The 13,393-nt window shown below is 66.1% G+C and carries 15 protein-coding genes; 11 read left to right on the top strand and 4 right to left on the bottom strand.

The genetic code is table 11. From position 1 onward, the window contains the following. Positions 1-10: 10 nt before the first annotated feature. Positions 11-1,018, bottom strand: coding sequence for a cytochrome c oxidase subunit II (gene coxB, locus A0J57_RS10825; protein WP_061939384.1), 1,008 nt, complete (start codon positions 1,016-1,018; stop codon positions 11-13). 241 nt (positions 1,019-1,259) lie between these two features. Here coxB and pyrE point away from each other — a divergent pair, with 241 nt between their 5' ends. The 5 genes from pyrE to A0J57_RS10850 are packed head-to-tail and all read left to right on the top strand — an operon-like array spanning position 1,260 to position 5,008. After that, positions 1,260-1,841: an orotate phosphoribosyltransferase gene (pyrE, locus tag A0J57_RS10830; RefSeq protein ID WP_025551902.1), complete on the top strand. Its 582-nt coding sequence runs from the start codon at positions 1,260-1,262 to the stop codon at positions 1,839-1,841. Positions 1,842-1,844: 3 nt separating this feature from the next. Further along, positions 1,845-2,582 carry a pyridoxine 5'-phosphate synthase gene (locus A0J57_RS10835; RefSeq protein ID WP_044661405.1) on the top strand — a complete coding sequence of 246 codons (738 nt, stop codon included), beginning with the start codon at positions 1,845-1,847 and terminating at the stop codon, positions 2,580-2,582. Further along, positions 2,579-2,980, top strand: a complete 402-nt coding sequence (gene acpS / locus A0J57_RS10840) for a holo-ACP synthase (RefSeq protein ID WP_044661404.1) — start codon at positions 2,579-2,581, stop codon at positions 2,978-2,980. The genes A0J57_RS10835 and acpS overlap by 4 nt, the downstream gene beginning before the upstream one ends. Before the next feature lie 31 nt (positions 2,981-3,011). After that, the gene (lepB, locus tag A0J57_RS10845) at positions 3,012-3,902 is read left to right on the top strand and encodes a signal peptidase I (protein ID WP_044661403.1); all 891 of its coding nucleotides are present in this window, start codon (positions 3,012-3,014) and stop codon (positions 3,900-3,902) included. Positions 3,903-3,925: 23 nt separating this feature from the next. Further along, on the top strand, positions 3,926-5,008 hold the full coding sequence (locus A0J57_RS10850; protein ID WP_025551896.1) for an AI-2E family transporter: 1,083 nt from the start codon (positions 3,926-3,928) through the stop codon (positions 5,006-5,008). 159 nt (positions 5,009-5,167) lie between these two features. On the opposite strand, the gene A0J57_RS10855 is transcribed toward A0J57_RS10850, so the two are convergent. Next, positions 5,168-5,731, bottom strand: a complete 564-nt coding sequence (locus A0J57_RS10855) for an FKBP-type peptidyl-prolyl cis-trans isomerase (RefSeq protein WP_044661401.1) — start codon at positions 5,729-5,731, stop codon at positions 5,168-5,170. 88 nt (positions 5,732-5,819) lie between these two features. Further along, on the bottom strand, positions 5,820-6,026 hold the full coding sequence (gene rpsU / locus A0J57_RS10860; protein ID WP_004208618.1) for a 30S ribosomal protein S21: 207 nt from the start codon (positions 6,024-6,026) through the stop codon (positions 5,820-5,822). Between the two features lie 223 nt (positions 6,027-6,249). Here rpsU and A0J57_RS10865 point away from each other — a divergent pair, with 223 nt between their 5' ends. From A0J57_RS10865 to A0J57_RS10890, 6 genes are all read left to right on the top strand, one after another. After that, positions 6,250-7,020, top strand: a complete 771-nt coding sequence (locus tag A0J57_RS10865; protein ID WP_025551892.1) for a class II aldolase/adducin family protein — start codon at positions 6,250-6,252, stop codon at positions 7,018-7,020. Between the two features lie 286 nt (positions 7,021-7,306). After that, entirely contained in the window at positions 7,307-9,175 is a 1,869-nt protein-coding gene (locus A0J57_RS10870; protein WP_061939404.1) for a CHASE3 domain-containing protein, read from the top strand. A gap of 50 nt (positions 9,176-9,225) precedes the next feature. Further along, on the top strand, positions 9,226-10,473 hold the full coding sequence (locus A0J57_RS10875; RefSeq protein WP_061939386.1) for a putative DNA modification/repair radical SAM protein: 1,248 nt from the start codon (positions 9,226-9,228) through the stop codon (positions 10,471-10,473). A gap of 75 nt (positions 10,474-10,548) precedes the next feature. Next, the gene (locus A0J57_RS10880) at positions 10,549-10,899 is read left to right on the top strand and encodes a hypothetical protein (RefSeq protein WP_025549867.1); all 351 of its coding nucleotides are present in this window, start codon (positions 10,549-10,551) and stop codon (positions 10,897-10,899) included. A gap of 53 nt (positions 10,900-10,952) precedes the next feature. Further along, on the top strand, positions 10,953-11,423 hold the full coding sequence (locus tag A0J57_RS10885; protein ID WP_025549866.1) for a hemerythrin domain-containing protein: 471 nt from the start codon (positions 10,953-10,955) through the stop codon (positions 11,421-11,423). A gap of 87 nt (positions 11,424-11,510) precedes the next feature. Further along, complete coding sequence (locus tag A0J57_RS10890) at positions 11,511-12,908, top strand: UdgX family uracil-DNA binding protein (protein ID WP_061939388.1); 1,398 nt, start codon at positions 11,511-11,513, stop codon at positions 12,906-12,908. 82 nt (positions 12,909-12,990) lie between these two features. Here A0J57_RS10890 and A0J57_RS10895 read toward each other — a convergent pair whose 3' ends face one another. After that, entirely contained in the window at positions 12,991-13,389 is a 399-nt protein-coding gene (locus A0J57_RS10895; RefSeq protein ID WP_025549864.1) for a DUF1489 family protein, read from the bottom strand. Positions 13,390-13,393 lie beyond the last annotated feature (4 nt).

Genomic DNA, 13,393 nt, shown 5'->3' on the forward strand with positions numbered 1-13,393 from the left:
TGCCCTTACATCAAAGCTTGGCGGCAGGAGCGGCGGCGGGCGCGGCGGCTTCGGCCGCGGGTGCGGCGGCCTTCAGCGTGCCGCCCTGCGACAGCAGCCACTGGTCGAACTGCGCGGGCTCCAGCGCCTCGATCGCGATCGGCATGAAGCCGTGGCGCGCGCCGCAAAGCTCGGAACACTGGCCGTAATAGACGCCCGGCTTCTCGATGGTGAAGCTCTTCTCATTCAGGCGGCCCGGCACCGCGTCCATCTTCACCCAGAGCGAGGGGACCGCGAAGCTGTGGATCACGTCGGCGCCGGTGATGATCAGCTTGATCGGGCGGCCGACCGGCAGGACCAGACGATTGTCGGGCGCCAGCAGATAGGGCTCGCCATTCGCCTCCGCCTTGTCCTTGGGCAGCATGTTCGAAACGAATTCCGGAATGCCGTTGTCGGGATATTCATAGCCCCAATACCATTGATAGCCGGTGACCTTGACGGTCAGCGCATCCTTGGGGGCGGGCTTGTACTGGTCCGCCAGCAGGCCGATCGACGGCACGGCGATGGCCAGCAGGATCACGACCGGCACCACGGTCCAGATCACCTCGATCACCGTATTGTGCGATGTCTTGGACGGCGTCGGATTGGCGCTGCGGCGGAACCGGACCATCACATAGAGCATCAGGACCAGAACGAAGATCGAGATGATGGTGATGATCGGCACCAGCATCGCGTCATGCAGCCAGCGCGCCGTGTGCCCGGTGGGCGAGAACTGCTTCTGGAGGGTGATTTCGCCCGGCATCGGCATGCCGATGCCCGGAGTGGGCTTCATCCGGGGCGGCGCGGCCACCTTCGCCGCGGGCGCGGCATCCGCGGCGGGCGCCGCTGCATTGCCGGCCGAATCAGCGGCCGCGGCTTCGTTCCCGGCGGCTGGAGCCGCGACGGCGGCATTGTCCTGGGCCAGTGCCGGACCGTTCATGGCGAGCGTGGGCGCAAAGGCCAACAACCCGGCGAGAACGAGCGATTTCACCTTGTTCATAAGCGTCTTCTTACCCCGTAACCCCTTGGCGCCGCTGCAACGAAGACACACGCATACACGTCCCCCCCGCCCGTATCGGTCTGCCGCGGCTTATAAGCATCTTTTTTTACGCCTCAAGCTTCCACAACCAGATTTTCTTCGCTGTTGCAACGCCTAGTTGGTGAGCCTATCTCGCTCTCCGCGCACAGGGGCGCGATCATGGGGCGACCCATGAAGGGTAAGCCATGGATCGAAGACACGGATGACCGACGAGGAAGTATTAGCGGAATTCAGGGCTGCGGGCGCGTTGCTGGAGGGGCATTTCATTCTGTCCTCGGGCCGCCGCAGCGCCAATTACCTGCAGTGCGCGCGCGTGCTGATGAACGCGGAACGCGCGGGGCGGCTGGCGCGCGCCACGGTGCAGAAGCTGCCGCGCGAACTGCGGCAGGAAATCGACCTGGTGGTCTCCCCTGCCATGGGCGGCCTCATCATCGGCCATGAAATCGGCCGCGCGCTCGACAAGGATGCCGTATTCCTGGAACGCCCCGAAGGCACGTTCGAACTGCGCCGCGGCTTCGCCATCGCGCCGGGGCAGAAGGTGCTGATGGTGGAGGACGTCGTCACCACCGGCCTCTCCTCCCGCCAGGCGATAGAGGCGGTCGAGGCGGAGGGCGGCATCGTCATAGCGGAAGCCGCGCTGGTCGACCGTTCCGCCGGAGAGGTGGAGCTGGGCGTGCCCTTCTATCCGCTCGTCAGCATCAACTTCCCGGTCTACGACGCCGATCAGGTCCCGCCCGAACTGGCGGCGATCCCGGCGATCAAGCCCGGCAGCCGGAAGCAGTAGCCCATGTCCCGAACCCCCGCTCATCTGCGCCTGGGCGTCAACATCGATCATGTGGCGACCATCCGCAACGCGCGCGGGGGAACGCATCCCGATCCCGTCAAGGCCGCGCTGCTGGCGGCAAAGGCGGGCGCCGACGGCATCACCGCCCATCTGCGCGAGGACCGGCGGCATATTCGCGACGAGGACATCGCCACGCTGATGGCGGCGCTCACCGTGCCGCTGAACCTGGAAATGGCGGCGACGCAGGAAATGCTGGGCATCGCGCTCCGGCATCGGCCGCATGCCGCCTGCATCGTGCCGGAAAAGCGGGAGGAGCGCACCACCGAAGGCGGGCTGGACGCAGCCGGGCAGATCGACGCTCTCGGCCCGATCGTCGATGCGCTGGGCAAGGCCGGCGTGCGCGTCAGCCTCTTCATCGAGCCCGATGCCGCGCAGATCGAGGCGGCCATGCGCCTGGGCGCGCCGGTGGTCGAACTGCACACCGGCCGCTACGCGCATCTGGAGGGTTCCGAACGGGCGGAGGAACTGCGCAGGCTGGCCGATGCGGCGGCGCTGGCGGCGAAGAACGGCATCGAACCCCATGCCGGCCATGGCCTGACCTTCGACAATGTCGGGCCGGTCGCGGCGATCCCCCAGGTCGCCGAACTCAACATCGGCCATTTCCTGATCGGGGAAGCGATCTTCGGCGGGCTGGAGAGCAGCATCCGCGAAATGCGCCGGCAGATGGATCTGGCCCGTTGATCGTCGGCCTCGGCTCCGACCTCTGCAATATCGAGCGGATTCAGAATTCGCTCGACCGCTTCGGCGAGCGGTTCGAGAATCGCGTGTTCACCGATGTGGAGCGGGCCAAGGCCAACCGCCGCCCCTTCACCAGGGCGGGCACGCTCGCCAAGCGCTTCGCCGCCAAGGAGGCTTTTTCGAAAGCGGTCGGCACCGGCTTCAACCGCGGCGTGTTCATGAAGGACATCGGCGTCGTCAACGGCCCCAGCGGCGCGCCGACGCTGCACCTGACCGGCGGGGCGCTCGCCCGGCTGGAATCGCTGGTTCCCGCCGGGCATCGGCCGGTCGTTCACCTGACGCTCACCGACGATCATCCATGGGCGCAGGCCTTTGTGATTATCGAAGCCCTGCCGTTATAAGCGTCGCACCTCTCCAGCCGGAAATCCTCCCATGACGGCAGCCGACATGACCGAAAACGAATCCGCCCCGTCCGAACAGCCCAGCCCGGCTTCCGAACCGGAAAAGGCATCCCTCGACTGGTGGCACGAGGCGAAGAGCATCGCCCTGCTGATCCTGGCGGTGCTGGCCTTCCACAGCTTCGTCGCCAAACCCTTCTACATTCCCAGCGAATCGATGATGCCGGTGCTGTTGAAGGGCGACCGGCTGGTGGTCAGCAAATATCCCTATGGCTGGTCCTATGTCTCCCCCAGCTTCCACCCGCTGCCCTTCCTGAAAGGCCGGATCTTCGGGCGCCTGCCGGAGCGGGGCGACATCGTCATCGTCTCTCCGCAGAACAAGCGGGAGGATTATATCAAGCGGGTCATCGGCCTGCCCGGCGACATATTGGAGGTGCGCGGGGGCCAGGTCGTGCTGAACGGCGTGCCCGTGCCGCAAAGGGTGCTGAAGCCCATCCGCATTCCCGTGGACGGCAACGCGCCCTGCCCGCCCATGCAATTTCCCGGCGCGCTGGTGACGGACGCCAACGGCAAGAGCTGGTGCGAACTGCCGGTGCGGCAGGAGGTGCTGCCCAATGGCAGGAGCTACGTCACCATCGACATGGGGCCAAGCACGCTCGACTGGTACGGGCCAGTGCGGATTCCGGCGAATCACGTGTTCCTGATGGGCGACAATCGCGACAACAGCGCCGACAGCCGCGCACCGCTGGAGGAAAACGGACTGGGCGGGCCGGTGCCGTGGGAAGCCATTGGCGGGCGGGCGGAATTCATCACCTTCTCACTTGACGGCGATGCATCCTGGAACCCGCTGAGCTGGCTCCATGCCTTCCGCGGTGGCCGCGCGGGGAACAGCCTGCGCCCGGCGAGCGTTACCCCGCCGAAATAAGCATTTCACGATAGGGGCTTGGGTTGAGCGGGACGAAAATCCACATAGAGGAACCCGGCCCCAGCGAGTTGCGCAGCCCGCTGGTCCAGCATGAGATAAAGCGGGCCGGCGTGTGGTTCGCCATCGGCATCGCCATCGCCCTGCTCGTCCTGCTGGCGCAGCCCATCATGCTGATCATGGGCGCGCTGGTGCTGACGACGATGATGGACGGCGGTACGCGGCTGCTGGGCCGGGTGCTGCCCATCGGGCGCGGCTGGCGGCTGGCCATCGTGCTGATCGCCGCCCTCGCCTTCCTGGTCTATACCTTCTACCTGACCGGATCGAGCCTGGCGGCGCAAGCGCAGGCGATGCGGGTCATCGTGGAGACGCAGGTGAACCGTATCGGCCAGTGGCTCCAGCAACTGGGCGTCACCACCACGCCGGAGGATTTCAAGAGCCTGGCGCAGCAGGCGATGAGTTCGCTCGGCCGGGTGACGGCGGCGGTCGGCACCATGGTCGGCGCAATCACCAGCGGCGTGATGATGCTGGTGCTCGCCATCTTCATCGCGATCGAGCCCAAGCTCTACGAGCGCGGCGTCGCCTGGATGCTGCCGATGGACAAGCGCGGCCGCTTCTACGCCATTGCCGACAGGATGGGCTGGACCTTGCGGCGGCTGATGTTCGGCCGGCTGATCGGCATGGCGGTGGAGGGGGTGGGCACCTGGCTGCTGCTCTGGGCGGGCGGCGTGCCGATGGCGGGGCTGCTGGGCATATTGACCGGGCTGTTCGCCTTCCTGCCCAATATCGGGTCGATCATATCGGGCGTGCTGATCGTGCTGGTCGGCTTTTCCGCCGGTGTGGATGCGGGGCTCTACGCTTTCGGGGTCTATCTGGTGGTGCAGATCGTCGACGGCTACCTGATCGTGCCCATGGTGGCCAAACGCGCCACCGATCTGGCGCCCGCGCTCGTCCTTGCGGCGCAAATCCTCTTCGGCGCGCTGTTCGGGATCATGGGACTGTTCCTCGCCGACCCCATCGTCGCGATGATCAAGGTCTATCTGGAGGAGCGGTCGAAAGCGCTGGAGGCGGAGAATGACAGGAGCGCGGCGGTTCCGGTCGCAGGATAGATGGTCTCCGCACCTTACCCCTGCATTAGCGGATCATGGCACGGCCTGAACCGGGGTCCCGCCTCCGCAACAGCGGATTGCAGATGGACAAGGCAAATCCGCTACGAAAAAGGGCCAGGAAAATCCCGGCCCCTTTTTCGCTTTTCGACTGTTGCCGACTTATTGGCCCGGCACGCCCTGCGGCATTCCGCCCTGCTGCTGCATCATCTGCTGCATGCGCATGATGTCCGCCTTGGACTTGAAGTCATGCAACTGGACGTCGAACACCAGCACGGAATTGGCCGGGATCGGCCCCGCCGCCTGCTCGCCATAGCCAAGCTGCGGCGGAATCCACAGGCGATACTTGCCGCCCTTCTTCATCTTCTGCAGGCCTTCGGAGAAGCCGGGAACCACGCCGTCCACCGGCATGGCGGTCTGCGGATTCTCGTCGAACACCGTGCCGTCGAGCAGCGTGCCCTTATAGCCTACCAGCGCCACGTCGGCGGGCGTCGGGCTGGGACCGGCGCCTTCCTCCAGCACCTTGAACTGCAGGCCCGATTCGGTCGTCACCACGCCCTCTTCGCCGCCATTATGCGCCAGGAAGCTGGCGGGCGAAGGCTTCACGCCCTGCTGCCCGGCCCAGGCCAGGCCACCGGCCGCCAGCGCCACCACGGCGACACCCACCCAGAGCCGCGTCAGCGACCCCTTGGCGATAGGATGAAGGGGAACGGCCGTGGTCGACATGGCTTAAGCCTCGCAAATTGGTGCGGGTGATGTTTTCTGTCAGCAGAGGGACGGGACGATCGGTCGACCGCCCCGACAAAGGCGGTCCTTAACGGACGCCGTCGCGCTCGGCGCGCTTGCGCTCCAGCTTGCGGGCGCGGCGAACGGCGGCAGCCTTTTCGCGCGCGCGCTTTTCGGACGGCTTCTCATAGTGACGGCGCAGCTTCATCTCGCGATACACGCCCTCGCGCTGCAGCTTCTTCTTGAGCGCGCGCAGGGCCTGGTCGACATTGTTGTCGCGAACGATGATTTGCATAAGCCAGTCAAACTCCAGTCGAAAACGGACGGATCGCCAGGAAACATAACCCTTCCCGACGGGCCGCCCGAATGAAATAGCGGTGAGTCGCCGCAGGTCACCCTGCGCCGTGTGGGGCGCGCCCTACCAGCAGAGTCGCGCAAATTCAACCCAAAAGCCGTTTTTCTCGACAGGGGCGCGGGACAGGCAGATAGTCGCCCCATAAACAAGGAGGAGGATCGCCATGGCAACTGCCGCCAGGACCACGGGCCAGCGCCCCGACATGTCGGCCACGGAATGGGCCGCGCGCCAGCAACTCGCCGCCTGTTACCGCATTTTCGACCATCTCGGCTGGTCGGAGCTGATCTACAACCACATCACCCTGCGCGTGCCGGAGGAGGAGAACGCCTTCCTCATCAACCCCTTCGGCCTGCTCTATGGAGAGGTGACGGCGTCGAACCTCGTCAAGATCGACATGGACGGCCATGTGCTGGACGGCAGCCCCTATCCGGTGAACCGCGCCGGCTTCACCCAGCACAGCGTCTTCCACCGCCACCTGCCCGACGCGCATTGCATCATCCACACCCACACCACCGCCGGCATGGCCGTCAGCGCCACGCGGGAGGGGCTGACGCCGACCAATTTCTACGCCGCGGCCTTCATCGGCCGAATCGCCTATCATGACTTCGAAGGCGTCACGATCCGGGCGGAGGAAGGGGAACGGCTGATCGCCCATCTGGGCGAGCGGCGGATCATGATGCTGCGCAACCATGGCACGCTGGTCATGGCGCAATCTCTGCCGGAAGCCTTCCTGATCCAGTGGATGCTCCAGCGCGCCTGCGAAATCCAGGTCGCGACCGGCGCCGCCGGAACGCCGGTCGACATCCCGCCGGAGGTCATCGCCGTGCACCAGCGCGACCTCAGCGGCGTGCAATTGCCGCTCGGCCCGGGCGTGCCCGATTTCGAAGCGATGGTGCGCAAGATCGACCGGATCGATTCGAGCTGGCGGGACTAGAGCCAATCGACATTCAGATGATGACGAGCCGAAAATGGCGGTTTTCCGTGACCCGGAGCGCAGCCTACGCAAAGTAGGTGAGCACCGGAAGCACGGAAAAGCGTCATTTGCAGGCCGTCAGGGCTGAATGTCGATTCGCTCTAGACGGTTTCGACCACGGCTTCTTCCTTCGGGAGGGACGAGCCCGCCAAGGGTGGCCAAGCCAGGCAGGCCTGCCAGACCTCACCTGATTACAACAGCCTATCGCCGCTTGCTCCCCGCGCCATATTTTCGCATGTTCCACCCCATGCCCGCGATCCGCCCCGAACGGTCGATCTTCCTGCTGCTGTTGGCCTTGCTGATCGTCGGGCTGGCGTTCGGCAGCACCTATTGGCTCTATGCGGTGCAGCAGCGGGTCAACATCTGGGTTCAGCACACATTGCGCGTCGAGAACCAGCTTTCCGCGCTGCTGCTCCACGCGCAGGAGGCCGAAAGCGCGCAGCGCGGCTTCATGCTGACGCGCAAGGATTCCTTCCTCGGCCCCTATGAGGTCTTCCGCGGCCAGTGGCGGCAGGAACTGGCCGCCCTGCGCATGGAGGTGCGCGACAATCCCCCGCAGGCCCGATCGGTGGAGGAGCTGGAGGAGTTGCTCGACGACCGCCTGTTCCTGATGCGCACGGGCATAGAAAGGCGGCGGCGGGGCGAGGTCGTGCCGGCGGGCGACTTCGATGCGGGCATGGTGACGATGGCCCGCATCCGCGCGCTGGTCGCGACGATGCGGGCGCGGGAAGCGCAGTTGCTGAAGGGCCGGACGGCCAATGACAACCGCCTCAGCACCATGGTTTCGGCCGGGCTTGCCGTGTCCGCCGTGCTGATCACCCTGTTGGGCGCGGTGGCGCTGCGCACCGCCTATCGCCGCGTGGCCGAGGCCACCGAAAGCCAGCAGGCGCTGGCCGACATCAACCGGCGCCTGATGAGCGAGGCGCGGGACCGCGAAACGGCCGAGGGGCAATTGCGCCAGATGCAGAAAATGGAGTCGATCGGCCAACTGACCGGCGGCATCGCCCATGACTTCAACAATATGCTCGCCATCGTCATCGGCTCGCTGGACATCGTCCGGCGGCGGCTGGCGCCGGACGCCGACACCCGGGTCGTCAGGGGCATCGACAATGCCACCGAAGGGGCGCAGCGCGCCGCCCAGCTTACCGCCCGGCTGCTCGCCTTTTCCCGCCAGCAGCCGCTCGACCCGCAGCCGACCGACGTCAACAAGCTGGTCGGCGGCATGTCGGAACTGCTGCGCCGCACCATCGGGGAGAGCATCCGGGTGGAAACCGTGCTGGCGGGCGGGCTGTGGCGCGCCAGCATCGACGCCAGCCAGCTCGAATCGGCCATCATCAACCTCTGCGTCAATTCGCGCGACGCCATGCCCATGGGCGGCCGGCTGACGATCGAGACGGCCAATGCCCATCTCGACGACGCCTATGCCGCGGTCCATGGCGATGTCGCGGCCGGCCAATATGTGATGGTATCCGTCACCGACAGCGGCACCGGCATGCCGCCCGAGGTGGTGGAGCGCGCCTTCGACCCCTTCTTCACGACCAAGGGCGTGGGCAAGGGCACCGGCCTCGGCCTCAGCCAGGTTTTCGGCTTCATCAAGCAGTCGCGCGGCCATGTGAAAATCTATTCCGAACCGGGCGAAGGCACGGTCATCAAGATCTACCTGCCGCGCCATTACGGGCCCGAACCGGCCGCCGGCACCCTGATGGCGGCGCCTGCCGAACTGCCCCGCGCCCGGGGCGAAGAGATCATCCTGGTGGTGGAGGACGAGGAACGCGTCCGGCACATGTCCGTCGATTCGCTGCGTGAGCTGGGCTACACCATCGTCCAGGCCTCCGATGGCGAACAGGCGCTGGAGATGCTGACGATCCAGCCGCGCATCGACATGCTGTTCACCGACGTCGTCATGCCCGGCATCAACGGGCGCGTGCTGGCCGACCGGGCGCGGGCAAGCCACCCCGGCCTCAAGATCCTCTACACCACGGGCTACACCCGCAACGCCATCGTCCACAACGGCATGCTCGACCCCGGGGTCTCCTTCCTCGCCAAGCCCTTCACCCTCGGACAGCTGGCGGTGAAGGTCCGCCAGGTTCTGGACGCCGAGCCTGCGCAAGCCTGACTGATCGAGATTATGGACAGGGGAGATCGGAGAACATATGATGAACAGTCATGGCCACCCTCTCCGCCCGACAGAAGCTGGAAATCCTCGCCGACGCCGCCAAATATGACGCATCCTGCGCGTCGTCCGGCACGGCGAAGCGCGACAGCGCGTCGGGGCGGAAGGGCGGCATCGGCTCGACCGAGGGCATGGGCATCTGCCATGCCTATGCACCCGATGGCCGCTGCATTTCGCTGCTCAAGATCCTGCTGACCAACAGCTGCATCTTCGACTGCCATTATTGCATCAACCGCCGGTCCAGCGACGTGCGGCGCGCCCGCTTCACCGTGCGGGAAGTGGTCGACCTGACGCTCAGCTTCTACCGCCGCAACTATATTGAGGGGCTGTTCCTTTCCTCCGGCATCATCCGTTCGTCCGATTACACGATGGAACAGATGGTGGCGGTGGCCCGGAGCCTGCGGGAAGAGCATGATTTCCGCGGCTATATCCACCTCAAGACCATTCCCGACGCCGATCCGGAACTGGCGCATCAGGCGGGCCTTTATGCCGACCGGCTGTCGATCAACGTCGAACTGCCCACCGAGCAGGGCCTGCGCAGTCTGGCGCCGGAGAAGGACAAGGACCGGATCGAAAGCGCCATGGCGGGGATGCGCGACGCCATGGAGGACGGGTCGGACGCCAGCCGCCGCTACACCCATGCGCCACGCTTCGCCCCGGCCGGCCAGTCCACCCAGATGATCGTCGGCGCGGACCAGGCGGACGACCGCGCCATCATCCGGCGCGCGAGTTCGCTCTACAGCCGGCACAGGCTGCGCCGCGTCTATTACAGCGCCTTCTCGCCCATCCCCTCGCCCAGCAGCGTGCTGCCCTTGAAGCGTCCGCCGCTGATGCGCGAGCATCGGCTCTACCAATCCGACTGGATGATGCGCTTCTACGGCTATTCGGCGCAGGAACTGGAAAGCGCCACCGATCCCGTCACCGGCTGCCTGCCGCTCGACATCGATCCCAAGCTCGCCTGGGCGCTGCGGCATCGGGATTCCTTTCCGGTCGACGTCAACCGCGCCCCGCGCGAAGCATTGCTGCGGGTGCCGGGGCTGGGCGTGAAGGCCGTGGACCGGATCGTCGCCAGCCGCCGCCACCGGCGGCTGCGGCTGGACGATGTCGCGCGGCTGACGCAGAGCATCGCCAAGCTGCGCCCCTTCCTGGTCGCGGCCGACTGGCGGCCGGTGCATCTGGCCGACCGGCTGACCCTGCCCATGGCGCCGTCGCCCGCGTCGCAATATGAGCTTTTTCCGTGAGTCGCGCGCATTTTGCCGTTGATCGGACGGGCGGTTCATGTTTTCCTTGTCCGACGCAAGGAAAGGGCCCGATTTTTGGCGACGAAGTGGAACGATGGCGCAACCCGCCGCACGGGCCATGCCCAGCGGATGAGCACCCATCTGGCCGCCGCTCTCGTCATCTTCTGCCTGCTTCAGATATTCATCGTCGCCAGGATGGGCGGATCGCTGCTGCTGCATCTCGGCATCATCGTGGCGATCGGCGGCTTTGCCGTCGCGGCGCGGGGACTGGAACGCCGCTGGGAGTTGCTCGACCGCAGCGGCCTGCCCGCGCACAGCCTCGATCTTCGCTTCCGCCGCGATCTGGTGCAGCTCTGGTCCGCCAGCATCGTCGGCGGACTGCTCTGGATTCCCGTCGCGATCATCTTTCGCGCACTGTTCGGCTGAACCCAAAGCCGCGGTCCATCGTTGTTCCTTCTGCAAGAGAAGGAGCATGCCCCATGGCCGACAGCAGCATTTTCGACCGGTTGAAGCAGGACCATGACGCCCATCGGCAGCTATTCGACAAGATGGCCGATGCGAAGGACGAGCCGGATCGGCTGGAAAAGCTGTTCGAACAGTTCCGGGTGGAGGTGACCGCCCATGCCGCGGCGGAGGAGGAAACGCTCTACGCCACCATGCTGGCGCGGCCCGACCTGCGCGAGGATGCCCAGCACAGCGTGTCGGAGCATAAGGAGATCGACGATTATCTGGAGGAACTGGAAGACCTCCCCTTCAACGGCGATGAATGGAACCGCGTCTTCGCCCAGCTCAAGAAGCGCTACCTCCACCATATCGACGAGGAAGAGGAGGAGATGTTCCCCGACGCGGCGAAGGAACTGACCGCGGAGGAGGAGCAGAAGCTGGCGGCGCTGTTCGCCCGGCGCAAGCCAGCCGAACTGCAACGCGCCGAAGCGGAGACGAATGACTGAAGGCGCTCCTTCCCTGTTCCCGCGAAGCCGGGAACCCGGCCCAGACACTGGCCCGGCGCGCCACGCTCAGGGCAGCCATGCCGAACCATGTATCGCGCAAGGCTGAACGGCCCGGATGATTTCGACGGCTGGCGCGACGCGGCCCGCGCCTTGACGCTGGCGGGCATCGCGCCCGCCGACATCGTCTGGCAGGACGGCGAGGGCGCTGGCGACCTCTTCGCCGCCGACGAACCGCTTCCGGTCGCAAGCGGAGCCGCCTTCTCCGTCCCGCGCGCCTTTGTCGAGCTGGCGGAAACGGCGATCCTGCACCGCGATCCGGAACGTTTCGCCCTGCTCTACGCCTTGCTCGCCCGGTTGCGCGACCGCCCCGCCAGCCTGGAAGATCGCGCCGATCCACTGGTCCGGCGCGTGGAATCGCTGGCCAAGGCCGTGCGGCGCGACATGCACAAGATGCGCGCCTTCGTCCGCTTCCGCGAACTGGCCGACGCGCAGGGGCCGCGCTTCGTCGCCTGGTTCGAACCGGACCATCATATCGTCCGCGCCAATGCCGGATTCTTCGTGCGGCGCTTCGCCTCGATGCGCTGGTCGATCCTGACGCCCGAACTCAGCATCCATTGGGACGGCGAGGCGTTGACCGAGGGACCGGGCGCCACGGGCAGGGATGCGCCGGGCGACGATCCCGTCGAGGACATCTGGAAGGGCTATTATGCGGCGATCTTCAATCCGGCGCGGCTCAAGGTCGGCGCGATGCTGTCCGAAATGCCCCGGAAATATTGGCGCAACCTGCCAGAGGCCGCGCTCATTCCCGAACTGGTGGCGGGCGCCCAGACAAGGGAGGCGGCCATGATCGCGACCCCACCCAAACCCGCCGCCCGGCACGGGAACGCCGCCACGGCCTGGAGCGCGCTGCGCGAGGAGGCGATGGGCTGCATCCGCTGCCCGCTCTACCGCGACACGACGCAGACGGTGTTCGGGGAGGGGCCGGTCGATGCGCCGCTGATGTTCATCGGGGAACAGCCGGGCGATCAGGAGGATCTGGCCGGGCGCCCCTTCGTCGGGCCGGCCGGGCAATTGTTCGACCGCGCGCTGGAAGAGGCCGGGATCGACCGCCGGCGCGCCTACATCACCAACGCCGTCAAGCATTTCAAGCATGAGCGGCGGGGCAAGCGGCGCATACACCAGACGCCGGAAACGCCGGAAATCCAGGCCTGCCGCTGGTGGCTGACGCAGGAGCTGGAGCTGGTCCGCCCCCGGATCATCGTCGCGCTGGGCGCCACGGCGGGGCGCGCGCTGCTGGGGAAGGCGGTGACGATCAGCCGACTCCGTGGCGCGCCACTGGCGCTGGAGGGCGGCGCGCAGGGCTGGATCACGGTGCATCCCAGCTATTTGCTGCGGGTGCCCGAAGAGACGCGCAAAGCCGAAGAGAGAAAGCGCTTCGTAGAAGAGTTGCGGGAGATTGGAGAACGGGTGAAGGCGCTGGTCTAGAGCACCGTGCGCAAAAGTGGGAACCGGTCTTGCGCGGACCCATTATGTTCCTGCGAAGGCAGGAACAGGATGATGCAAGACGTTAGAGCAAGCCCAGCTTCGACAACTCCCCCAGCAACCGCGTCGGCATGGCGTCCAGATCGTTCGCCTCGCCCTCGCCCAGATCGGGCGGCGCGTCCTTGCCTTCCAGATAGCGCCAGCCCTGATGCGCCCGCTTGGGCAATGCGCGCACCGGGATCAGCCGGGGCTCCAGCCTGATCCAGTAACGGCCCTGCCCGGTCTCCTGAAAGCCCAGCAGAGGACTGCGCCCGACAAGCTGATGCCCATGAATCCAGAAGAGCGAACCGCCCGTCAGTTCATCGACCCGCTTGGGCAGATAGCGCGTCGTCAGCCGCGCCTCCTCCGCATGGCTTTCCAGCCAGGCGCGCAGCGTCGCGGGACTTTCGCTCCGAAAGGCGATCTTGGTCAGGTGAAGCGGCATGGCA

It is taken from the genome of Sphingobium sp. 22B, from assembly GCF_001580035.1.
GTDB lineage: Bacteria > Pseudomonadota > Alphaproteobacteria > Sphingomonadales > Sphingomonadaceae > Sphingobium > Sphingobium fuliginis.